This window comes from Burkholderia metallica (assembly GCF_902832845.1).
GTDB lineage: Bacteria > Pseudomonadota > Gammaproteobacteria > Burkholderiales > Burkholderiaceae > Burkholderia > Burkholderia metallica.
This window is the reverse complement of record NZ_CADFDB010000001.1, coordinates 1,591,441-1,615,038: the sequence shown is the minus strand read 5'-3', so window position 1 is coordinate 1,615,038 and position 23,598 is coordinate 1,591,441. Positions and strand designations below refer to the sequence as shown.

At 68.3% G+C, this 23,598-nt stretch carries 19 protein-coding genes; 16 read left to right on the top strand and 3 right to left on the bottom strand.

Annotated elements, in window-relative coordinates:
• Positions 1-109: 109 nt before the first annotated feature.
• From HWX08_RS07085 to HWX08_RS07070, 4 genes are all read left to right on the top strand, one after another.
• Complete coding sequence (locus HWX08_RS07085) at positions 110-532, top strand: rubrerythrin family protein (protein WP_069259419.1); 423 nt, start codon at positions 110-112, stop codon at positions 530-532.
• Between the two features lie 117 nt (positions 533-649).
• The gene (locus tag HWX08_RS07080) at positions 650-1,987 is read left to right on the top strand and encodes a heterodisulfide reductase-related iron-sulfur binding cluster (protein WP_069259420.1); all 1,338 of its coding nucleotides are present in this window, start codon (positions 650-652) and stop codon (positions 1,985-1,987) included.
• 31 nt (positions 1,988-2,018) lie between these two features.
• Positions 2,019-2,600 carry a DUF3501 family protein gene (locus tag HWX08_RS07075; RefSeq protein WP_069259421.1) on the top strand — a complete coding sequence of 194 codons (582 nt, stop codon included), beginning with the start codon at positions 2,019-2,021 and terminating at the stop codon, positions 2,598-2,600.
• Positions 2,601-3,335: 735 nt separating this feature from the next.
• Positions 3,336-4,277 (top strand): transposase, encoded by a 942-nt coding sequence (locus tag HWX08_RS07070; RefSeq protein WP_174922327.1) that lies wholly within the window; start codon positions 3,336-3,338, stop codon positions 4,275-4,277.
• A 135-nt stretch (positions 4,278-4,412) separates the two neighbouring features.
• Here HWX08_RS07070 and HWX08_RS07065 read toward each other — a convergent pair whose 3' ends face one another.
• Complete coding sequence (locus HWX08_RS07065; RefSeq protein ID WP_174922314.1) at positions 4,413-5,939, bottom strand: mannose-1-phosphate guanylyltransferase/mannose-6-phosphate isomerase; 1,527 nt, start codon at positions 5,937-5,939, stop codon at positions 4,413-4,415.
• Positions 5,940-6,367: 428 nt separating this feature from the next.
• Between HWX08_RS07065 and HWX08_RS07060 the strand changes: the two genes are divergently transcribed.
• From HWX08_RS07060 to HWX08_RS07015, 10 genes are all read left to right on the top strand, one after another.
• Positions 6,368-7,741, top strand: coding sequence for an undecaprenyl-phosphate glucose phosphotransferase (locus tag HWX08_RS07060; RefSeq protein ID WP_069259424.1), 1,374 nt, complete (start codon positions 6,368-6,370; stop codon positions 7,739-7,741).
• A gap of 66 nt (positions 7,742-7,807) precedes the next feature.
• Positions 7,808-9,220: a UDP-glucose dehydrogenase family protein gene (locus tag HWX08_RS07055; RefSeq protein ID WP_107314057.1), complete on the top strand. Its 1,413-nt coding sequence runs from the start codon at positions 7,808-7,810 to the stop codon at positions 9,218-9,220.
• A 31-nt stretch (positions 9,221-9,251) separates the two neighbouring features.
• Positions 9,252-9,695: a low molecular weight protein-tyrosine-phosphatase gene (locus HWX08_RS07050; protein ID WP_069259426.1), complete on the top strand. Its 444-nt coding sequence runs from the start codon at positions 9,252-9,254 to the stop codon at positions 9,693-9,695.
• Positions 9,689-10,867, top strand: coding sequence for a polysaccharide biosynthesis/export family protein (locus HWX08_RS07045; RefSeq protein ID WP_174922328.1), 1,179 nt, complete (start codon positions 9,689-9,691; stop codon positions 10,865-10,867). Before HWX08_RS07050 ends, HWX08_RS07045 begins: the two co-directional genes overlap by 7 nt.
• Before the next feature lie 51 nt (positions 10,868-10,918).
• Positions 10,919-13,144 (top strand): polysaccharide biosynthesis tyrosine autokinase, encoded by a 2,226-nt coding sequence (locus HWX08_RS07040; protein ID WP_174922315.1) that lies wholly within the window; start codon positions 10,919-10,921, stop codon positions 13,142-13,144.
• Between the two features lie 64 nt (positions 13,145-13,208).
• Positions 13,209-14,168, top strand: a complete 960-nt coding sequence (locus HWX08_RS07035; RefSeq protein WP_174922316.1) for a glycosyltransferase family 2 protein — start codon at positions 13,209-13,211, stop codon at positions 14,166-14,168.
• A 43-nt stretch (positions 14,169-14,211) separates the two neighbouring features.
• Positions 14,212-15,348, top strand: a complete 1,137-nt coding sequence (locus tag HWX08_RS07030; RefSeq protein WP_107314059.1) for a glycosyltransferase family 4 protein — start codon at positions 14,212-14,214, stop codon at positions 15,346-15,348.
• A gap of 10 nt (positions 15,349-15,358) precedes the next feature.
• Positions 15,359-16,825 carry an O-antigen ligase family protein gene (locus tag HWX08_RS07025; RefSeq protein ID WP_107314060.1) on the top strand — a complete coding sequence of 489 codons (1,467 nt, stop codon included), beginning with the start codon at positions 15,359-15,361 and terminating at the stop codon, positions 16,823-16,825.
• Complete coding sequence (locus HWX08_RS07020; protein ID WP_069259432.1) at positions 16,822-18,006, top strand: glycosyltransferase family 4 protein; 1,185 nt, start codon at positions 16,822-16,824, stop codon at positions 18,004-18,006. Before HWX08_RS07025 ends, HWX08_RS07020 begins: the two co-directional genes overlap by 4 nt.
• On the top strand, positions 18,006-19,172 hold the full coding sequence (locus HWX08_RS07015; protein ID WP_069259433.1) for a glycosyltransferase family 4 protein: 1,167 nt from the start codon (positions 18,006-18,008) through the stop codon (positions 19,170-19,172). Before HWX08_RS07020 ends, HWX08_RS07015 begins: the two co-directional genes overlap by 1 nt.
• Positions 19,173-19,268: 96 nt before the next feature.
• Here the strand turns inward: HWX08_RS07015 and HWX08_RS07010 are convergent, their stop codons facing one another.
• Positions 19,269-20,504 carry an MFS transporter gene (locus HWX08_RS07010; RefSeq protein WP_174922317.1) on the bottom strand — a complete coding sequence of 412 codons (1,236 nt, stop codon included), beginning with the start codon at positions 20,502-20,504 and terminating at the stop codon, positions 19,269-19,271.
• 153 nt (positions 20,505-20,657) lie between these two features.
• On the opposite strand from HWX08_RS07010, the gene HWX08_RS07005 reads away from it, so the two are divergent.
• Both HWX08_RS07005 and HWX08_RS07000 read left to right on the top strand, forming a co-directional pair.
• Positions 20,658-21,128: a winged helix-turn-helix transcriptional regulator gene (locus HWX08_RS07005; protein WP_069261099.1), complete on the top strand. Its 471-nt coding sequence runs from the start codon at positions 20,658-20,660 to the stop codon at positions 21,126-21,128.
• Between the two features lie 68 nt (positions 21,129-21,196).
• A complete protein-coding gene (locus HWX08_RS07000; protein ID WP_069259435.1) occupies positions 21,197-22,132 on the top strand; it encodes a hypothetical protein in 936 nt (311 codons plus the stop codon).
• 10 nt (positions 22,133-22,142) lie between these two features.
• Here the strand turns inward: HWX08_RS07000 and HWX08_RS06995 are convergent, their stop codons facing one another.
• Positions 22,143-23,588 carry an MFS transporter gene (locus HWX08_RS06995; RefSeq protein ID WP_174922318.1) on the bottom strand — a complete coding sequence of 482 codons (1,446 nt, stop codon included), beginning with the start codon at positions 23,586-23,588 and terminating at the stop codon, positions 22,143-22,145.
• Positions 23,589-23,598 lie beyond the last annotated feature (10 nt).

Genomic DNA, 23,598 nt, shown 5'->3' with positions numbered 1-23,598 from the left:
CCTAGATTGAAGAGCACGATGCGCGCGCCCCGACACACGCATCGTTCCCCACATCTCTGAATCGGCCCCGGCTTCGCACGCGGCCGCGCCGACTCGAACGGAGGCGCAAATGGCTCAACTCAAGGGCAGCAAAACCGAAGAGAACCTGAAGGCCGCATTCGCGGGCGAATCGCAGGCGAACCGGCGTTATCTGTATTTCGCTTCGAAGGCCGACGTCGAAGGCCAGAACGACGTCGCCGCGCTGTTCCGCTCCACCGCCGAAGGCGAAACCGGCCATGCGCACGGCCATCTCGAATACCTGGAAACCGTCGGCGATCCGGCGACGGGCTTGCCGTTCGGTTCGTCGCGGCTGAATCTCGAAGCGGCGATCGCCGGCGAAACGCACGAATACACCGACATGTATCCGGGCATGGCGAAGACGGCGCGCGACGAGGGTTTCGACGAAATCGCGAACTGGTTCGAGACGCTCGCGAAGGCCGAACGCAGCCACGCGAACCGCTATACGAAAGCGCTGGACAGTCTCGTCGACTGACGGGCCGCAGCGGGCCGCACGGCGGGCCGTGCGACCGGCAAGCGGCCGGCCGTTCGTTCATCGCTGCCCGCGTCGTGCGGGCGGCGCCGGCGCGCATGCGCCACGCTGGAGCGCTCCATGCCCCACAAGGAAGGCAGTCTCGAAGCCCCGACCCGGCATCCGCTCGACTGGCAGTCCGATGCGTTCTACGACCAGGCCGCGATCGATGCGGAAATGACGCGCGTGTTCGACATCTGCGCCGGATGCCGGCGCTGCGTGTCGCTGTGCGGCGCGTTTCCGACGCTGTTCGATCTGGTCGACGACACGCCGATGGGCGATATCGAGGAAGTACCGAAGGCAGCGTTCGGCAAGGTCGTCGACCAGTGCTACCTGTGCGACCTCTGCTACATGACGAAATGCCCGTACGTGCCGCCGCACGCATGGAACGTCGACTTCCCGCACCTGATGCTGCGCGGCAAGGCCGCGCGCTACCGGCGCGGCGAAGCGACGCTGCGCGACAAGGTGCTGTCGAACACCGACGCGCTCGGCCACTTCGCCGGCATCCCGGTCGTCACGCAGGCGGTGAACGCGGTGAACCGTACGCCGCCCGCGCGACATGCGCTCGAAGCGACGCTCGGCGTCGATCGCCACGCGTGGCTGCCGGAATTCGCGCCGCGCAAGTTCCGCCGCGCGGCGAAGCCCTCGGACGGCCCGCCCGTGCGCGACGGCGAACGCACGCCCGGCAAGGTCGCGATCTACGCGACGTGCTACGTGAATTTCAACGAGCCGGGTATCGGCCACGACCTGCTCGCGATCCTCGCGCACAACGACATCCCGTACGAGCTCGTCGCGCGCGAAGCGTGCTGCGGGATGCCGCTGCTCGAACAGGGCAACCTCGCCGGCGTGGCCGCGAAGAAGGACGTGAACCTGCCGGTGCTCGAACGCTATGCGCGCGAAGGCTATGCGCTGATCGGCGCGATCCCGAGCTGCGTGCTGATGTACAAGAGCGAGCTGCCGCTGATGTTTCCCGGCGACGACGCGGTGCGCGCGGTGGCCGACGCATTCTGGGACCCGTTCGAATACGTGATCGCGCGGCATCGCGACGGACTGCTGAAGACCGATTTCAAGACGGGCCTCGGCACCGTGTCGTATCACGTGCCGTGCCACGCGCGCGTGCAGAACATCGGCCGCAAGACGGCCGACGCGCTGTCGCTCGTGCCCGATACGCGCGTGAACGTCGTCGAGCGCTGCTCGGGGCATGCGGGCACGTTCGGCGTGAAGAAGGAATTTCATGCGGACGCGATGCGGATCGGCGGGCCCGTGTTCAAGGCGATGGCCGAGCCGCAGCCGGATTTCGTGTCGTCGGATTGCGCGCTGGCCGGCCATCACATCGTGCAGGGCATCGACGACAACGGGCTGCCGTCCGCGCCGCTCGCCCATCCGCTCACGCTGCTGCGTCGCGCGTACGGCATCTGAGCCGCCGCCGGCCGACCCACGAGGATCTCCCATGGCGCTGACCCGCGACTCCCTGCTGACGCTCGAAGCGTACGCGAAGATCCGCAAGGCCGAACACGCGCGGCTCGTCGCGTACAAGCGCCGTCGCGCGGTGGCGCTCGGCAACCACCTGCGCTTCCTGTTCGAGGACGAGACGACGATCCGCTATCAGATCCAGGAGATGCTGCACATCGAGAAGATCTTCGACGAGGCGGGCATCGAAGGGGAGCTGGAAGCGTATCTGCCGCTCGTGCCCGACGGCACGAACCTGAAGGCGACGATGCAGATCGAGTACGAGCACGAGATCGAACGGCGCGCGGCGCTCGCGCGGCTGATCGGTATCGAGGATCGCGTGTACCTGCAGGTCGACGGGCACGCGAACGTCTATGCGATCGCCGACGAGGATCTCGAACGCGACAACGCCGACAAGACGTCGGCCGTGCACTTCGTGCGCTTCGAACTCGCCGCGCCGATGCGCGCGGCGCTCAAGGGCGGGGCGGCGCTGTCGATCGGCTGCGATCACCCGGCGTATACGATGCCCGCGCAGCGCGTGGACGCGGACGTGACCGCGTCGCTGGCCGGCGATCTGCGCTGACCCGTCCGCCGCGCATCGCGCACGCCGCCGCGCCGTCCTCCATTTTTTTCGTTCCGACCGGAAACGGGATATCGCCCCCGCGATGCGGCGCGGGCGCTCGCCCACCGACCGCGAAGATGTAACAGACGTCACGAGTTTGCGCGTGACGACAAATGTGCATCGGGCGTCATCGAGCTTTCATCACTCGCAGAGAAACAATAAAAAGATTGTGCACGGAGATAATTAAAATCGGCGAGATTCGAATGATTTACCGATTCGTGAATATCTTGTTACCGTTTTTTCCCTGATTTACCGATGTCGGGAAGCAATCCGCGGGATTGTTGCCGACGAGGGTCGGAGCAGCCCGGAAATGCCCATGGGCGGGTCTTCTGAACCCGCCTCAAAGCCCCGCCGGACGGGCCTTTGCAGCGGCGGGCATAAAGATCGCGCAAAAAAATTCAAGCGTAAATACATTACCCGCCCATGGCAGGTTGTTTCAGTGCGTAACATTAAGTCATTGTCATATTGAGATAAACCCTAGGGATGGTATGCTTCGTGCACAAAAATTCCCACATTGGAGTGAGACCGTGATTTGTGCGCCATTGCCGGGAATGGCGGCACCGTGAAAGTGCGGTGTCGCGCCGGCATGCACAACACCGGATAACCATAATGTGCAACCTGGCCGCCCGGCGACGCGAAGCGTCGCGACGGCGCCGCCAATCGCAGCCCCGGCCTGGCTGCGTGGAGAGATCTACTATGTTCTTCGATGAGCTTAACGATGAAGAGTGGTTTCGTCTTTCACCGCTGATCGCCGATGAACCCATCCGGCTGAACCGTCGCGGGCGGCCACGAGCCGAACCGCGCGTCGTCGCCAATGCGGTGCTCTGGATCCTGACGACCGGTGAAGCCTGGTCGAAGCTGCCCGGGCGCTATCCGTCCGGGCCGACGTGCCGTCGCCGCTACGAGGAGTGGCTCGCGTCCGGCACGCTGCTTCAGATGATCGACGTGCTGACCCAGTTCAGCGGGCGCACGTTCGCGTATATCCCGCCGCCGCCGGTGCCGGCCGTGCCCGCCCGTCGCGCCGAGCCGGAGCCCGACAACGACCGCCTGCGCGGCGTGTTCTGGCAGAACCCCGAGTCGTGGCAATTGCCGGTCGCGCACGCAAACGTTTGGGGTGGCGAGGGCGCATCGCAGACGGTCATGCCGGACGACGCGCGCGCGAGCGACGCCGATGCGTCGTTCGTCGTGCCTGGTGCGCGCTCGATGGGGTTGCGTCATGCGCATGGGTCGTCGGCGAGCTTCGCCGCGGCCGAGCCGCAGGTCGACGAGTATCGCGGCTATACGATCTGCGGGATCGCGCAGCCCGTGCAGAACCTGATGTATCGCGCGTGGGCCGAGATTTCGCAGGACGACCGGCGCGTCGAGCGCTCGGGCCTCATCGGCCCGCGTTTCACCGATGCCGAGGAAGCCGAGCAGTTCGCGCTCGACTGGGCGCGCCAGTGGATCGATCGCCATGGCGCGAGCGACGAACCGGTGCGCGCGCCGCAAGGCGAGGCGCTGGCCGGCCTGTCTGCGCTCGCGCGTGCGGAGTCGGACATCAAGCGCTTCATCGCCGAACATCACGCGAGCACGCTGTCCGAAAGCCGCAACGATCCGGTGCAGCCGGAGCGGCGCGAATACGCGTACCGCGTGGGCTGATCGTCGTACCGCCGGCCCGCGCGGGCCGTCGTGTGCCACGACACCCGCGCCGAAACTCCGCCGTCCCTTCCGTCTCCCCATGCCCGCATCGCCCGGGGCGCCAAGATTGCAGCGGCGCCCCGGGCGTACGCGTCGTCACTGGCGACCGTAGGTATCGTCGAAGCGGACGATGTCGTCTTCGCCGAGATACGCGCCCGACTGCACCTCGATCAGTTCGAGCGGCATCTTGCCCGGGTTCTCCAGCCGATGCGACACGCCGAGCGGGATGTACGTCGATTCGTTTTCGGACAGCAGGAACGTTTCGTCGCCGCGTGTGATGCGCGCGGTGCCGCGCACGACGATCCAGTGTTCGGCGCGGTGGTGGTGCATCTGCAGCGACAGCCGCGCGCCCGGTTTCACGACGATGCGTTTCACCTGGAAGCGTTCGCCCATGTCGACCGAATCGTAGTGGCCCCACGGGCGATGCACCTTGCGGTGATCGGCGGCTTCCGCGCCGCGTTGCGCCTTGATGCGCCCGACGATCTTCTTCACGTCCTGCACGCGCGACTTGTCCGCGACGAGCACGGCGTCCGGGGTTTCGACGACGACGAGGTTCTGCGTGCCGACGCACGCGACGAGCCGGCTTTCCGAATGGGCGAACGTCGATTCCGCGCCTTCGAGCAGCACGTGGCCGCGGCCGACGTTCCCGGCTTCGTCCTTCGGCGAGATCTGCCAGATCGCGTCCCACGAGCCGACGTCCGACCAGCCCGCGTCGAGCGGCACGACGACGCTCTCGCACAGTTGCGGCTGGCTCGCGAGCGGCTCCATTACCGCGTAGTCGATCGAGTTCGACGGCGACGCGGCGAAGGCGTCGCGATCGACGCGGAAGAAATCGCCGTCGGCCTTGCCCTGGGCGACCGCCTGTTCGCAGGCCGCGAGGATCGCGGGTTCGAGCTGGCGGATCGCGTTCAGCCACACCGACGCGCGCACGATGAAGATGCCGCTGTTCCACCAGTATTCGCCCGATGCGACGTACTGCCGGGCGAGTTCGAGGTGCGGCTTCTCGACGAAACGGTCGAGGCGGCGCACGTCGAGGCTGCCGGTCGCGGCGTCGCCGAGCGGCGCGCCGACGCGGATGTAGCCGTAGCCGGTTTCCGCGTGCGTGGGCACGATGCCCATCGTCGCGATCTTGCCTTGCATCGCGCAGTGCACGCCGGCCGCGACGGCTGCGTGAAAGCGCGGCAGGTCGGCGACTGCGTGGTCGGCCGGCATCACGGTCATCACCGCATCGTTGCCGTCGGCGACGAGCCGCAGCGCGGCGAGCGTCAGCGCGGGCGCGGTGTCGCGGCCGGTCGGCTCGAGCATGATCGAGGCGGACTTGCCGGTGAGGCGCAGCTGTTCGGCGGTCGTGAAGCGGTGATCCTCGCCGCATACGATCAGCACGTCGTCGTTCAGCGGATGGTCGGCCGTCAGGCCGTCGAGGCGCAGCGCGGTCGACTGCAGCAACGAATGGTCGCCGAGCAGGCCGATCAGTTGCTTCGGAAAGCGTTCGCGCGACATCGGCCACAGGCGCGTGCCGGAACCGCCGGCAAGAATCACCGGTTGCACGGCGACGCGCGTGCCGGCGACGGGGGCGGCGGAAGAAGAATGGCGCGTTTCGGCAGCCACGGCCGGAGCATTCATGATGACACTCTCCACGGTTGAAGTCGGTGCCTGTGTTTGTAGCATGAAGTAAATCGACAATAAAACCGGGCCGATTGCCGAATATTCGCCGGGCATTCATCGGGAAGAATTTTCCGCGTCGTCATCCGATGCAAATAAAAAAATAAAAAATAAATCGGTGAATCGGCTGGTCTCGACCGCCGGCAAAGGGTGAACGGAAAGCGTAAAGCTGCCGAAAAATTGCCGGTTTCAACCCGTTTCGGGAAAACCTGCCGATTTAATTCAAAAACTTCGCGGCAAGAATTTCCGATTATTTTTCGAAATACTTGTGCGCTTGAGGAGGAATTTTCTTGTCGCTTCAATAGCGTCATGCAACGTTTGAATCGAATGCGCGGCACGGGTCGCACAAGGAGCTGTTCGGCAAACGCCTGTTCAAAGAGGAAGCGGACATGTTGAGCGTGCTGGCGAGAGTCATCGATATCGCGATGGTCGTGACGGGGGCGCTGATCGCCGCCGCGCTGCACGGCGGCAGCATCTGGCTCAACGACCTGCAGCGCACGATGATGCTGTTCGATTGCCTGCTCGTCGTCGTGTGCTTTCCCGCCTTCGGCATTTACCAGTCGTGGCGCGGCAAGCGTCTCGTCGGGCTGGTGGGGCGGGTCGCGTTCGCGTGGCTCGTGGTCGAGCTCGCGGGCATCCTGCTGAGCTTCAGCTTTCATCAGTCGGGCGACCTGTCGCGGCTGTGGCTCGGTTACTGGGCGCTCGCGACGATGGGGCTGCTCGCCGGCTCGAAGGCGTGCGTGCACGTCGTGCTGCGGCAGCTGCGCCGCGGCGGCTACAACCTGAAGGCGGTCGCGATCGTCGGCGGGACGCCGGCGGCGCGGCGGCTGATCGCGCAGATGCGGGCACGGCCGGAAGCCGGCTTCAATCCGGTGTGCGTGTACGACGAAAGCGAAGCGCCGGGCGAAGTCGCGCTCGACGACGTGCGCATCGAGCGGCAGTTCGAATCGCTGGTGTGGCTGGTGCGCAGCCGCGCGATCAGCGAGCTGTGGCTCACGCTGCCGATCACGCAGGAGCGCCGGATTCACCAGATTGTCACGGTGTTCCGCCACGACTTCGTGAATATCCGCTTCATCCCGGACGTGCGCACGCTGTCGTTCTTCAACCAGGAAGTGGTCGAGGTGCTCGGCGTGCCGGCGATCAACCTCGCGGCGTCGCCGATCACCGATGTGCGGATCCTGCCGAAGTTCGTGTTCGACCGGCTGTTCGCGCTGGCCGCGCTCACCGCGCTCGCACCGGTGATGGTGCTGATCGCCGGGCTGATCAAGCTGACCTCGCGCGGGCCGGTGTTCTTCCGCCAGAAGCGCAAGGGAATCGACGGGCACGAGTTCGAGATCTACAAGTTTCGCTCGATGAAGGTGCACGAGGAAGCGGCCGGGCAGGTGACGCAGGCCACGAAGAACGACTCGCGCGTGACGCCGGTCGGCCGGTTCCTGCGCCGCACGAGCCTCGACGAGCTGCCGCAGTTCATCAACGTGCTGAAGGGCGAGATGTCGGTGGTCGGCCCGCGCCCGCATGCGCTCGCGCACGACGACATCTACAAGGATCTGGTCAAGGGCTACATGTTCCGCTACCGGATCAAGCCGGGCATCACCGGGTGGGCGCAGATCAACGGCTTTCGCGGCGAGACCGACCAGATCGAGAAGATGATGGGACGCGTGAAGCTCGATCTGTACTACATGCAGAACTGGTCGTTCTGGCTCGACATCAAGATCGTCGTGCTGACGCTCTGGAAAGGCTTCACCGGCAGCAACGCTTACTGACGCAGTGCCGCTCCGGCATTCCGGTTTTACGAATTTCGAATCATTGGTCAAGAGGTCCGACACATCATGAATCTGACTATCATCGGCAGCGGCTACGTAGGACTCGTCACCGGCGCGTGTCTGGCCGACATCGGGCACGACGTGTTCTGTCTCGACGTCGACCAGGCAAAGATCGACATCCTGAACAACGGCGGCGTGCCGATCCACGAGCCGGGCCTGAAGGAAGTCATCGCGCGCAACCGCTCCGCGGGCCGCCTGCGCTTTTCGACCGACATCGAAGCAGCAGTGGCGCACGGCGACGTGCAGTTCATCGCGGTCGGCACGCCGCCCGACGAGGACGGCTCGGCCGACCTGCAGTACGTGCTCGCGGCGGCGCGCAACATCGGCCGCTACATGACGGGCTTCAAGGTGATCGTCGACAAGTCGACGGTGCCGGTCGGCACGGCCGAGCGCGTGCGCGCGGCGGTGGCCGAGGAACTCGCGAAGCGCGGCGGCGACCAGATGTTCTCGGTCGTGTCGAATCCGGAATTCCTGAAGGAAGGCGCGGCGGTCGACGATTTCACGCGGCCGGACCGCATCGTGATCGGCTGCGACGACGACGTGCCGGGCGAGCGCGCGCGCGAGCTGATGAAGAAGCTGTACGCGCCGTTCAACCGCAACCACGAACGCACGCTGTACATGGACGTGCGCTCGGCCGAGTTCACCAAGTATGCGGCGAACGCGATGCTCGCGACCCGCATCTCGTTCATGAACGAACTCGCGAACCTCGCCGACCGCTTCGGCGCGGACATCGAGGCCGTGCGCCGCGGGATCGGCTCCGACCCGCGCATCGGCTATCACTTCCTGTACGCCGGTTGCGGCTACGGCGGCTCGTGCTTCCCGAAGGACGTCGAGGCGCTGATCCGCACGGCCGACGAGCACGGGCAGGCGCTGCAGATCCTGAAGGCCGTGTCGTCGGTCAACGCCACGCAAAAGCGCGTGCTCGCCGAGAAGATCGTCGCGCGCTTCGGCGAGGACCTGACCGGCCGCACGTTCGCGATCTGGGGCCTCGCGTTCAAGCCGAACACCGACGACATGCGCGAAGCGCCGAGCCGCGAGCTGATCGCCGAGCTGCTGTCGCGCGGCGCGCGCATCGCCGCGTACGACCCGGTCGCGCAGAAGGAGGCGCGCCGCGTGATCGCGCTCGATCTCGCCGATCACCCGGACTGGCTCGCGCGCCTGAGCTTCGTCGACGACGAGGCGCAGGCCGCGCGCGATGCCGACGCGCTCGTGATCGTCACCGAATGGAAGGCGTTCAAGAGCCCGGACTTCGTCGCGCTCGGCCGCCTGTGGAAAACGCCCGTGATCTTCGACGGCCGCAACCTGTACGAGCCGGAGGCGATGAGCGAGCAGGGCATCGAATACCACCCGATCGGCCGGCCGGGCTCGCGCCAGGCCATCGCCGCCCGCGTGCCGGGCACCGCGCCCGCGAGCGCGTAACCCGTTTCCCCGTCACTCGTCACGAGGCGCCATGTTCCGGAACATCCTGATCGTCTGCCACGCGAACGTCTGCCGCAGTCCGGCAGCGGAAATGCTGTTCAAGTCGCACGCCGCGTCGCGCGGCGGCCCGCGTCCGACGTTCCACTCGGCCGGCGTGCATGCGAACGACGGCGACGGCATCGATCCGGTGATGCGGCAGTTGCTCGCCGAGCGGGGCGTCGATGCGACGCCGCACCGCTCGCGGCGGCTGTCGCGCCGGCTCGTGCGCGACGCCGACCTGATTCTCGTCAGCGAGCGCGGACAGATCGCGGCCGTCGAATCGGTCGATCCGTTCGCGCGCGGCAAGGTCCACCTGCTCGGCAAGTGGGAAGGGGCCGAGATTGCCGACCCGCACGGCGGCCCCGAGGCCGATTACCGCGAGAGCTACTCACTGATCGAACGTCTGGTTCAAGGATGGCTACAGAAACTATGCTGAAACGCCCGATGCGCCCGGTGGCGCTTGCCGTCGCGCTGACGACTTTCCTGTCGGCCTGTGCAACCGCGCCCGGCAACTATCTCGACTCGTCGAACCTGAAGGACGAAGGCCGGCAGCAAGCGGCCGAGACCTATCCGGTTCATTACATCGACGCGAAGGTGGTGATGGACCAGCTGCAGAAAGCGCAGGTCGACCATCCGCTGCCGCCCGGACGCTACACCGATCCGTCGCAATACGTGTATCGCGTCGGCCCGCAGGACATCCTCGGCGTGACCGTCTGGGACCACCCCGAGCTGACGACGCCGCAGGGCCAGTCGTTCTCGAGCGGCGGCAACACGACGCAATCGGTCGCGGGTGCGCTGCAGCAGCCGTATACGACCGCGCTGCCGGGCCAGGCCGATCCGTACGGCCAGACGGTGGCCGCCGACGGCACGATCTTCTTCCCGTTCGTCGGCCGCATCCACGTGGCCGGCAAGACGGTCGCGCAGATCCGCGAGCAGATGGCCGCGACGCTCGCGCGCTACGTGAAGAATCCGCAGCTCGACGTGCGCGTGCTGTCGTTCCGCAGCCAGAAGGTGCAGGTGACGGGCGAGGTGAAGCAGCCGGGCCCGCTCGCGGTGAGCGACGTGCCGCTGACGCTCGTCGACGCGATCTCGCGCTCGGGCGGCTCGACCAGCGAAGCCGACCTGCAGCGCGTGCGCCTCACGCGCGACGGCAAGCTCTACACGCTCGACGCGAACGGCGTGCTCGATCGCGGCGAGGTGAAGCAGAACGTGATGCTGCAGCCGGGCGACATCGTCAACGTGCCGGACCGCAGCGACAGCCGCGTGTTCATCATGGGCGAGGTCAAGACGCCGGTCACGGTGCCGATGCTCAAGGGCAGGCTGACGATCGCCGATGCGCTGACCGCGGGCGGCGGCATCCTCGACACCGACGCGAACCCGCGCAAGATCTACGTGATGCGCGGCATGCGCGACAACCCGACCAAGCCCGAAGTGTTCCGCCTCGACATGACGCAGCCCGATGCGTTGATGCTGTCGAGCCGCTTCCCGCTTCAACCGCTCGACGTCGTGTACGTCAGCACGGCCAGCTCGGTGCAGTTCAACCGCGTACTGCAGCAGGTGCTGCCGACGATCCAGACGATCTTCTACATGCGGCAAATCACGCGCTGATAGCCCGCCGGGGCGGCGCCCGCCTCCCCGGCACCACTCAAGCGGGAACGAATGGTGAACACGCAAGCGAAACACTCCTACGCAGACCTGAGCGCGAAAACCGAGGAAGAGGACGTCGTCCTCGGCCAGTTGCTCCAGGTGATCATGGACGACATCTGGCTGCTGCTCGGCATCGCGGTGACGGTTGTCGCGCTCGCCGGCCTCTACTGCTACATCGCGAAGCCGGTCTACCAGGCCGACGTGCACGTGCGAGTCGAAGGCAACGACAGCACGACGCAGGCGCTCACGCAGACGCAGACGGGCGCGATGATCAACAGCGGTCCGCAGCAGGCGCCGACCGATGCGGAAATCGAGATCATCAAGAGCCGCGGCGTGGTCGCGCCGGTGGTCGAGCAGTTCAAGCTGAACTTCTCGGTCGTGCCGAAGACGCTGCCGGTGATCGGCAGCCTCGCCGCGCGCGTCGCGACGCCGGGCCAGCCGGCGCGGCCGTGGCTCGGCCTGAAGTCGTATGCGTGGGGCGGCGAAGTCGCCGACGTCGATTCGATCAGCGTCGTGCCCGCGCTCGAAGGCAAGAAGCTGACGCTGACGGCCGGCCCGAACGGCACCTATTCGGTCGTCGACCCGAACGGCGTGCGGCTGCTGTCGGGCCATGTCGGCGAATCGGCGCAGGGCGGCGGCGTGACGCTGCTCGTGTCGAAGCTCGTCGCGCGCCCCGGCACGCAGTTCACGGTGGTGCGCTACAACGACCTCGACGCGATCAGCGGTTTCCAGGCCGGTATCCAGGTGACCGAGCAGGGCAAGCAGACGGGCGTCGTGCAGATTTCGCTCGAAGGCAAGGACCCGGACCAGACCGCCGCGATCGCGAACGCGCTCGCCCAGTCGTACCTGAATCAGCACGTGATCGCGAAGCAGGCCGAGGCGACCAAGATGCTCGACTTCCTGAAGAGCGAGGAGCCGCGCCTGAAGACCGATCTCGAACGCGCGGAGGCCGCCCTCACGCAGTACCAGCGCACGTCGGGCTCGATCAACGCGAGCGACGAGGCGAAGGTCTACCTCGAGGGCAGCGTGCAGTACGAGCAGCAGATCGCCGCCCAGCGCCTGCAGCTCGCGTCGCTCGCGCAGCGCTTCACCGATTCGCATCCGATGGTAATCGCCGCGAAGCAGCAGCTCGCGGAGCTGCAGGCCGAGAAGGACAAGTTCAGCAACCGCTTCCGCAGCCTGCCGGCTACCGAGGTGAAGGCCGTTCAGCTGCAGCGCGACGCGAAGGTCGCCGAGGACATCTACGTGCTGCTGCTGAACCGCGTGCAGGAGCTGTCGGTGCAGAAGGCCGGCACGGGCGGCAACATCCACCTCATCGATTCGGCGCTGCGTCCGGGCGACCCGGTCAAGCCGAAGAAGGTGCTGATCCTGTCGGCGGCGGTGTTCCTCGGGCTGATCCTCGGCACCGGCGTCGTGTTCCTGCGCCGCAACCTGTTCCAGGGCATCGAGGATCCGGACCGCATCGAGCGCGCGTTCAACCTGCCGCTGTACGGGCTGGTGCCGCAAAGCGCCGAGCAGGTGAAGCTCGACGCGCAGGCCGAGAAGGGCGGCAGCCGCACGCGTCCGATCCTCGCGAGCCTGCGTCCGAAGGATCTGAGCGTCGAGAGTCTGCGCAGCCTGCGCACCGCGATGCAGTTCGCGATGATGGACGCGAAGAACCGCGTGATCGTGCTGACGGGCCCGACGCCGGGCATCGGCAAGAGCTTCCTGACGGTCAACCTCGCGGTGCTGCTCGCCCATTCGGGCAAGCGCGTGCTGCTGATCGACGCCGACATGCGCCGCGGCGTGCTCGACCGCTACTTCGGCCTCACGTCGCAGCCGGGGCTGTCCGAGCTGCTGAGCGACCAGTCGGCGCTCGAGGAGGCCGTGCGCGAGACACCGGTGCAGGGCCTGTCGTTCATCTCGGCCGGCACGCGCCCGCCAAACCCGTCGGAGCTGCTGATGTCGACGCGCCTGCCGCAATACCTCGAAGGGCTCGGCAAGCGCTACGACGTCGTGCTGATCGATTCGCCGCCGGTGCTGGCGGTGACCGACGCGACGATCATCGGCCGGATGGCCGGCTCGACCTTCCTCGTGCTGCGCTCGGGCATGCATACCGAAGGCGAGATCGCCGACGCGATCAAGCGCCTGCGCACCGCGGGCGTCGACCTGGAAGGCGGGATCTTCAACGGCGTGCCGCCGAAGGCGCGCGGCTACGGCCGCGGCTATGCGGCCGTGCACGAATACCTGAGCGCCTGACCCGCATCGCACGTAACCGGGCGGGCGGCGCACGCCGCGCGCCCGGCCGACAGGAGAACCAACGATGAAAATTTCCGTGCTCGTTCCGACCTATCGGCGTCCCGCCGACCTCGCGCGCTGCCTGCTGGCGCTGCAGCGGCAGCATCGGCTGCCCGACGAGGTGATCGTCGTCGCGCGCCCGGAGGACGATGCCACGCACGAACGGCTCGCCGATCCGGCGGTCGGCGGCGCGCTGCCGCTGCGCATCGTGCCGGTCGACGTGCCGGGCCAGGTCGCCGCGCTGAACAAGGGGCTCGACTCGGCGAACGGCGACATCGTCGCGATCACCGACGACGACGCGGCGCCGCATCCCGACTGGCTTGCCCGCGTCGAGTCGGTGTTCGCCGCCGATCCGCGCGTGGGCGCGGTCGGCGGCCGCGACTGGGTCCACGAGAAGGGCCGCGTGCTCGACGAATCGCGCGAACGCGTGGGGCAGCTCACGCTGTCCGGCAAGATCGTCGGCAATCATCATCTCGGCGTCGGCGGCCCGCGCGAAGTCGACATGCTCAAAGGCGCGAACATGAGCTACCGCCGCGCCGCGATCGAGCGGCTGCGCTTCGACACGCGGCTGCGCGGCGCCGGCGCGCAGGTGCACAACGACATGGGTTTCAGCATGCGCGTGCGGCGCGACGGCTGGAAGCTCGTCTACGACCCGTCGATCGCGGTCGATCATTTTCCGGCCGAACGCTTCGACGACGACCGGCGCGATGCCGCGTCGCTGAATGCGATCAGCAACGGCGCGTACAACCTGCACCTGATCCTGCGCGAGCACTTGCCGCCGCTGAAGCGCGAGATCGCGTGGTGGTGGTGGACGCTCGTCGGGACGCGCGTCTACCCGGGCCTCGCACACGTGCTGCTGTCGCTGCATACGACGAAGCGCGAGCGGATGCGCGAGCACTGGCGCGCGGTGCGCCGCGGCGCGCGCGACGCCCGCCGCGCGAACCTTGCCCCCCATCGTGCGGCGATGCCGCCGGTGACGTCTTGAACGGCCTGCGCGCCTCGCGCGCGGCCACCCACGGAGGGCTCGCATGACTGCAACGAACGTCCACGTCCATCTGTTTCACGGCGCCGATCCGCGTACCTACCGGAAAGGCGAGAACATCGGCTGCCTGTACGGCTATCACCACGCCGAGTCCGCCGAATTCCGGCTGACCTATTCGCAGGACGGCGGCGAGAACCGTGTCGTCGGCCTCGCGCGCCGCGCGCTGAAGGCGGCGCTCGGCTTCGACCTCGTGCACGCGTGGCGCAACCGCGCCGCGCTGCTGAACACTGACGTGATCTGGACGCACACGGAACAGGAGCATCTCGCCGCGTCGCTGATCCTGAAGCTCGCCGGCGAGCGGGGCAAGCGCCCGCTGCTGCTCGCGCAGAGCGTGTGGCTGTTCGACAAGTGGGGCAGCTTCGGCGGTCCGCGCCGCTGGCTGTATCGCAAGCTGATCGCGCGCGCCGATGCGCTGACCACGCTCGCCCGCGACAACGCCGAGCTGTGCCGCCGCTATCTCGGCCGCGACGCCGAGTTCGTGTACTACGGGCTGAATACGCAGGACTTCCCGCTCACCGAGCCGCGGCAATGGCAACCGAACCGGCCGCTGCGGATCGCGGCGATCGGCAACGACCGCGACCGCGACTGGCGCACGTTCCTCGCCGCGTTCGGCGGCGACGCGCGCTACGACGTGCGGCTCGCGACGCGCCGCCGCGTGCCGCGCGAGTGGCACGCGCCGAACGTGCAGATCGGCTCGGCGTCGGGGCTCGCGAAGCAGCACGAGCTGTATGCGTGGGCCGACGTGATCGTCGTGCCGCTGCGGCCGAACTTCCACGCGTCGGGCATCACCGTGATGCTCGAGGCGGCAGCCGTCGGCAAGCCGATGATCGTGTCCGACGTGGGCGGGCTCAGCGACTACTTCCCGCACGATACGGCCGCCTACGTGCCGGCGTTCGACGCGCAGGCGATGCGCCAGGCCGCCGATCGCTTCGTCGCCGATCCGGCCGCGGCGCTCGATTGCGCGCGGGCCGCCGCCGCGTGCCTGCGCGAACGCGACCTGACCACGCAGGCGTTCGCCGAGCAGCATGTGCGGATCACGCGCGACATGCTGCGCCGGCGCCGCACGCCGGCGGCCGCGGGCGTGGCGATGCCGCTCGCGGATTCGCACCCGTCGTCGCGGTGAGCGCGGATCGATGAGTACGATCGCCGCCGAACGCGCCCCGTCGCGCAACCGCCGCCGCCTGCCCGAACCGAAGCACTGGGTCGGGCAGGCGGGGCTGTGGACGTTCACCGCCGCGCTGATCGCCATTCACCAGGGCAAGGTGCTGACGCTCGCGTTTCCGGTGCTGGCCATCGCGGTCGGCCTGTGGCTGTATTTCAAGAGCCCGGCGCGCTACGTCGGCTTCATGTGGTGGGTGTGGTTCCTGAGCCCGGAAGTGCGGCGTCTCGCCGACTGGTCGAAGGGCGCGTTCACGCCGACGAGCCTGATCCAGGTCGCGCCGCTCGCGGTGACGATGATCGCCGGCCTCGGTCTGATCCGGCATTACCGCGTGCTCGCGCAGCGGCGCGGGATTCCGATTCTGCTGATGCTGTTCGGGCTCGCGTACGCGTACCTCGTCGGGATCGTGTCGAGCGGCGTGATGGCCGCGACCTACGACCTCGCGAACTGGGTGTACCCGGTGCTGATCGGCTTTCACATCATGGTCAACGCGCGCGACTACCCGGAGTACCGCGACGTGCTGCTGTCCACGTTCATGTGGGGCGCGCTCGTGATGGGCCTGTACGGCATCGTCCAGTATTTCGTGATGCCGCAGTGGGACGTCCTGTGGATGATCGGCTCCGACATGGGTTCGCAGGGCGAGCCGGTGCCGTACGGCGTGCGCGTGTTCAGCACGATGAACTCGTCGGGGCCGTTCGCGTTCGCGATCATGGGCGCGCTGGTGTTCGTGTTCGCGGCGCCGCAGAAGATCCGCTGGTTCGCCGGCGCGGCCGGTTTCGTGTCGTTTGCGCTGTGTCTCGTGCGCTCGACCTGGGGCGGCTGGGTGATCGCGCTCGCGATCCAGCTCGCGCAGTCGAACAACCGTGTGCGGATGCGCATCCTGATCAGCGGCGTCGTGCTGGTCGGGCTGTGCGTGCCGCTGCTGACCGTCGGGCCGGTGGCCGATCGTCTCGGCCAGCGTCTGCAGTCGATCACGAACCTGAAGGACGACCGCAGCTACGACGACCGCAACAAGTTCTACGCGACCTTCGCGCAGACGGCGTTCACCGACGTCGCCGGCGAAGGGATGGGCGCGACGGGGGCATCCACGAAGCTGTCGAGCGACAGCGGCGAGCTCGGCAAGTACGGCAGCTTCGACAGCGGCGTGATGAACGTGCCTTTCGTGCTCGGCTGGCCCGGCACGCTGCTGTATCTCGCCGGCGTCGCGATGCTGTTCGGCCGCACGCTGCGCGCGGCGTTCAGGCTGCGCAAGGACAAGTTCGTCGCCGCGTGCCTGAGCCTGTGCCTGTCGACCCTCGCGATGCTCGTGTTCACGAACTCGCTGATCGGCACGGGCGGCCTGCTGATGTTCACAGCTATTTTTTCGATTCTTTCCGCGGCGCACTGGCAAAAGACGCAACGCCAGCTGGCCGCCGCGCGTTTACGGGGAGGCGACCATTGAGAATCGCAATCGTCACGCACGTCGTGCGACATAACGACGGGCAGGGCCGCGTCAATTACGAAATCGCGCGCGCGGCGCTGGCCGAAAACTACGAGGTCACGCTGGTCGCGTCGTACGTCGCGCCCGAACTGCTGGCCGACCCGCGCGTGCGCTGGGTGCCGGTGAAGGTCGGCGGCTTCTGGCCGTCGAATCTCGTCAAGCAGCAGGTGTTCGCGCTGAAGAGCGCGGCGTGGCTGCGCGCGCATCGCGACGCGTACGACGTGCTGCACGTGAACGGCTTCATCTCGTGGATCAAGGCCGACGTGAATACCGCGCACTTCGTGCACGGCGGCTGGTTCAAGAGTCCGTACTATCCGTTCGGCCCGACCAAGGGGCTGTGGTCGGCTTACCAGTACGTCTACACGCGCGTGAACACCACGCTCGAGCGCTGGGCATACCGGCGCTCGCGTGCGATCACGGCCGTGTCGCAGAAGGTGGCCGACGAGATCGCCGGGCTCGGTATCGACAGCCGCAAGATCAGCGTGATCTACAACGGCGTCGACGGCAGTGCGTTCGCGGGCGCACAGGCCGACCGCGCGGCGTTCAAGCTGCCGGACGACGCGTTCCTGCTGCTGTTCGTCGGCGATTTGCGCACGCCGCGCAAGAACCTCGGCACCGTGCTGAAGGCGCTGACGAAGCTGCCGGAGAACGTGCATCTGGCGGTGGCCGGCTATCTGCCCGGCAGCCCGTATCCGGACGAGGCGCGCGCGCTCGGCATCGCGTCGCGCGTGCATTTCCTCGGTCTCGTGAAAAACATGCCGACGCTGATGCGCTCGGTCGACGCCTACGTGTTCCCGTCGCGCTACGAAGCGATGAGCCTGTCGCTGCTCGAGGCGATGGCGGCCGGGCTGCCGGTCGTCACCGCGCGCACCGCGGGCGGCGCGGAAATCATCACGCGCGAATGCGGGATCGTGCTGGAGGACCCGGACGATCCGGCGGCGCTCGCACAGGCGATCGGCTCGCTCGCGGCGTCGCGCGACACCTGTCGCGCGATGGGCGACGCGGCCCGTGAACTGATGACCGGCTTCGGCTGGGCGCACATGGGCGCCCAGTATGTCGCGCTTTACCGGCGCATCGGCCAACCCTCGCAGCCGACCGCTTTCGAGCGGGTCGAGCCTGCGCTCACGCAGGAGCACTCTTGATGTCCCACTCTTCCCGGCCGATCAAATCGTTGCAAATCGGCATGCACTGGTTTCCCGAGCGCGCCGGCGGCCTCGACCGGATGTACTACTCGCTCGTCGGCGCGCTGCCGGGCGCGGGCGTCGAGGTGCGCGGGCTCGTCGCCGGCTCGCCGAAGGTCGCCGACGACACGGCCGGTGCGATCCAGGGCTTCGGCCCCGCGTCGGAGTCGCTCGCGCGCCGGATGCTCGCCGCGCGGCGCGCGCTGCGCGAGCAGATCCGCAGCGAGCGGCCCGACGTGATCTCGTCGCACTTCGCGCTGTACACGTTCCCGGGCCTCGACGTCACGCGCGGGATTCCGCAGGTGTCGCACTTCCAGGGGCCGTGGGCGGACGAAAGCCAGGTCGAAGGCGCCGCGTCGCTCGGCCAGCGCGCGAAGCGCTATCTCGAACAGGCCGTCTATACGCGTTCGTCGCGGCTGATCGTGCTGTCGCAGGCGTTCGGCCAGATCCTGACGAACCGCTACGGGATCGATCCGTCGCGCGTGCGCGTGATTCCCGGCTGCGTCGATACCGCGCAGTTCGACACGCCGCTCACGCCCGGCGAGGCGCGCCACAAGCTGCAACTGCCGCAGGACCGGCCGATCGTGCTGGCCGTGCGCCGGCTGGTGCGGCGCATGGGGCTCGAGGATCTGATCGACGCGATCGGCCTGCTCCGGCACCGCCACCCGGACGTGCTGCTGCTGATCGCGGGCAAGGGCAAGATCGGCGAGGAACTGCAGCAGCGCATCGATGCGGCCGGGCTGCAGGACAACGTGAAGCTGCTCGGCTTCGTGCCCGACCACCACCTCGCGGCGCTGTACCGTGCGGCGACGGTCAGCGTCGTGCCGACGGTCGCGCTCGAAGGCTTCGGGCTGATCACCGTCGAATCGCTCGCGTCCGGCACGCCGGTGCTGGTCACGCCGGTCGGCGGGCTGCCGGAGGCGGTGGCGGGGCTGTCCGACGATCTCGTGCTGCCGTCCACGGGCGCGGGCGCGATCGCGGAAGGGCTCGGCGCCGCGCTGTCGGGTGCGATCACGCTGCCCGACGCCGCCGCGTGCAAGCGCTATGCGCGCGATCATTTCGACAACGCGGTGATCGCGCGGCGCGTGGCCGGCGTGTACGAAGAGGCGATCCAGGCGGCCGGCTGAGCGCGCCCATCCGGCGCGAGGCGTGCGCGCCGGTTCGCATGCGGGCCGCTCACGGCGGGCCGGCGTTCTTCATGCAACACACGGCGCCGGCGCGCGTCACGCGCGCCTGAGCGTCGCGGCCCAGACGCCGAGCGCCGCCACGCTCACGACCGCGCCGAGCACGCAGACGCCCGTCCATCCCGCGCGCGCATACATCATCGTCGACGCAATCGCGCCGAGCCCGCTGCCGGCTGAATAGAAGAGCATGTAGCAGCCGACGAGGCGCGCATGCGCATCGGGTCGTGCGCCGAGAATCAGGCTCTGGTTCACGACGTGGACGGCCTGCCCGCCGACGTCGAGCAGCACGATGCCGACGATCAGCAGTGCAATCGACGTATCGCCGAACGCGAGCGGCAGCCACGAACACGCGAGCAGCGCGAGCGCGGCGCCGGTCGTCGCTTCGCCGCGCCCGCGATCGGCGAGCCGGCCCGCACGGGCCGCCGCCGCCGCGCCCAGTGCGCCGACGAGGCCGAACGCGCCGATTTGCGTATGCGACATCGCATGCGGCGGCGCGCTCAACGGCAGCACGAGCGCGCTCCAGAAGATGCTGAATGCCGCGAACATCAGCAGCGCGATCGCGCCGCGCACGCGCAGCACGCGTTCGTCGCGCAGCAGCGACACCATCGATCGCAGCAGCGCCGCGTAGCCGATGCGCTCGCGCGGTGCGCGCTCGTCCGGCAGCAGCCGCGACAGCACGACGAGCATCGCGATCGCGAGCGCGCCCGACACGAGATAGACGGCCCGCCAGCCTGCGAGATCGGTGACGACACCGGCCAGCGAGCGCGCGGCCAGCAACCCGACCACCACGCCGCCCTGCGCGGCGCCCACCACGCGCCCGCGTTCGCCCGCGCCCGCGAGGGCGGCCGAGCAGGCGATCAGCCCTTGCGTCATCGCGGTGCCGAGCAGCCCGACGGCGACCATGCCCGCCAGCAGCGCGACGCGCGTCGACGACGCGGCCACGCCGAGGCAGGCCGCCGTCAGCAGCAGAAGCTGCACGGCGATCAGGCGCTTGCGGTTCAGCCGGTCGCCGAGCGGCACGACGAACAGCAGCGCGAGCGCACAGCCGAGCTGCGTCGCGGTGATGACGCCGCCGACGGCCGCCTGCGACACACCGAAATCCCGCGCGATCGAGTCGAGCAGCGGTTGCGCGTAGTAGACGTTCGCGACACTCGCCGCGCAGCAGACGGCCAGCAGCGCGACACGTGCCGCGGACAGGCGGCCGCCGTCGGCCGGGGGCGCCGCATGCGCAGCGGCGTTCGATGCAGCGGTGCCGGTATGACAGGAAGACGCCACGGGTTCCCTCGTGCAAAGTAGTTGCAAATTAAAACTGGTTTGGAGTGTAGGGAAAGTAGTTTTAAAATGCAACCTGTTGTGCGGCGGGCGGCAGCTCGCGCACGGGTGGCCGGCGCTGCCGCGACGGCGGCCGGCACGAATGCGGAGAGGAACATGGCCAGGCAGAAAAGTCTTGCGGATTCGCCGTGCCCGGTGGCGCGGGCGACCGATATCGTCGGCGATCGCTGGGCGTTGCTGATCGTGCGCGACGCGTTCGACGGCGTGCGTCGCTTCGGCGATTTCCGCGCGAGCCTCGGCGTCGCGAGCAACATCCTGTCCGACCGGCTCCGGATGCTGGTGGACGCCGGCGTGTTCGACGTCGTGCCGGCGTCGGACGGCAGCGCATATCAGGAGTACGCGCTGACCAGAAAGGGCGAGGGGCTCTTCCCGGTGATCGTGATGCTGCGGCAGTGGGGCGAGGCGAACCTGTTCGCGCGCGGCGAGCCGCATTCGGTGCTGGTCGATCGCGGCACCGGGCGCGCGATCCGCAAGCTCGCGCTGCGGCACGACGACGGCCGGCCGTTGAAGGCGGCCGAGACGGTCGTGAGGAAGCTCGGCGACGAGGCCGCCAAGACGCGCCCCTGAGCGTCGTGCGAACGGGCGACACCGTCGGATAGACTGTCGCGATCGCCATCGACCGGAGCCGCCTCGCCATGACCCATCCGCTGGATTCCGCCGGTTATCGGCGCCTGCTCGACCTGCAGCGCCGGATTCACGACCATGGCGAGCGCGAAGCGGCCGAGGACGGGCGCGACCATCGCGATCCGGCGGAGCCGCTGTGGCTGACCGATTTCAATCATGTCGACGTCGCGCCGATGCGGGCCGGGCTGCATGTCAGGTACTTCGGCGAAACGTGGGGCGAACCGTTCGACTGGACGCTGGCGTGCCTGGCGCAACGGGACGTTGCGAGCGTCGTGACCGATCTGGCATTCAGCGGGCCGGACGAAGGTGCGAACGGCACGCGCGAATGGGATTTCGGTCCGCTGCTCGATTCGGATGCGCGCTTTCCGATGCTGCGTTCGCTGTATGTGCGGCCGACCGAGCCGGCCGATCACAACCAGTCGATGATCGTGCGCCGCGACCTGATCATGCAGGAGGGCGGCGAGATTGCGCGCTTTGCCGCGAAGGCGCCGTTTCTCACCGAACTGACGGTGCCGAACGCACCCGATGCGCGGTTCTTCGACGTGCCGTTGCCGTATCTCGCGCGGCTGCGCATCGGCGGCGCGGACGACACGCAGCAGTTCATCGAACGTCTTGCGGGCAGCGACAACATGGCGTCGCTCGGCTCGCTCGATTTCTCCGAGTCGACCGCGTTGCATTCGACGTGGAAGCACGCGCGCGTCGCCGGCAGCGTGACGTCGTTCGACGCATACGAGCGCTTGCTGAAGAGCCCGGCCGGCCAGCGCCTCCACGCGCTGACGCTGAGAAATACCTGTCTCGACCGGGACGCGCTCGAAGCGCTGCAGGCGCTGCATCCGCGGCTGTCGTTCATGGTGATCCAGGCCGGCAGCGGCGGCTACGTGCGTCACTTCGAGGGCAACGTGTTTCCGTGGCGTCACCTGATTCAGCGCGACCCCGGCGACGCATGACCGCCGCCGTTCAATCGGCCGCCGTCGCCTGACGCGCGGGCGGTGCGCCGCGATGCGCGTCGGGCCGCACCCGTGTCGCGAGCAGCGCGGCGGCGGCGAGCAGCGCGACCGATACTGCCGTGTCGATCCGCAGGCCGGCTACGACCTGCGCCGCGCCGCCTCCGCCGGCGAGCGCGCCGAACGCGGCCACCCCCATCGCGCCGCCGGCCTGCCGCGCGGTATTCAGCACGGCCGACGCGATGCCCGCGCGCTCGGGCGCGACCGACGCGAGCACGGCGGTCGTCATCGCCGGCACCGCGAAACCCATGCCCGACGGAATCAGCAGGAACGGCACGAGCAGGGCGGCCAGCGGCGTCGATGCGTCGACGAAATGCAGCGACCCGTAACCGAGCGCGGCGACGAGCGCGCCCGCCAGCATCGGCGCACGCGGGCCGTGACGCGCGACGACGCGGCCGCTCGCGAGGTTCGACAGCAGGAAGCCGCCCGTCAGCGGCAGGAACGCGAGACCGGCCTGCAACGCCGATTCGCCGCGTGCGCGCTGCAGATACAGCGCGAGCACGAACACGGTGCCGTAGTACGTGAGGTTCACGCAGATCCCGAACAGCACGGCCGCGCTGAACGTGCGATGGCGGAACAGCGACAGCGGCAGCATCGGCGTGGCCGTGCGTGCTTCCGCCGCGACGAACGCGAGCGCGGCAAGGGCGGCCAGCGCGAAGCCGCCGGCGACGACCGGATGCGTGAAGCCGAGCGGCCGCCATTCGATCACGGCGCCGGTCAGCGCGGTCAGCATGACGATCGCGATGAACTGGCCGCGCAGGTCGAGCGTGCGAATGGAAGTGGATGGCGCGGACGCCGTGGCCGCCGCGCGACGTGCGGGCACCCACGCATAGGCGGCCGCCAGCCCGGCCGCGCACAGCGGCAGGTTCACGAGGAAGATGCCGCGCCAGCCCCACGCCGCGATCAGCAGGCCGCCGACCACAGGGCCGGCCGCGATCGACACAGAACCGGCCGCCGTCCATCCGCCGACGGCCCGTGCGCGCAGGTGCGGGTCGTGCCGGCACGCGTCGTTGAGCAGCGCGAGCGAATTGGGCAGCATCGCGGCGGCGCCGACGCCTTGCAGCGCGCGCGCCGCGATCAGCATCGCGGGCGTGCTCGCGGCGCCGCACGCAAGCGACGCGAGCGCGAACAGCGCGAGGCCGGCGACGTACAGGCGACGTGCGCCGAAGCGGTCGCCGAGCGCGCCGCCCGACAGCATCAGCACCGCGAACGCGAGCGTGTACGCATCGACGACCCACTGCAGGCCGGCCACCGGCAAGCGCAGGTCGGCGGCGAGATGCGCGAGCGCGATGTTGACGATCGTCACGTCGAGCTGCGTGACGACGAAACCGGTGCTGACGGTCGCGACGATGCGCGCGAGCGCGGGCGGAAAGGGGGAGGCGGGGGCGGTCGTATCCATGCGTCAAGCG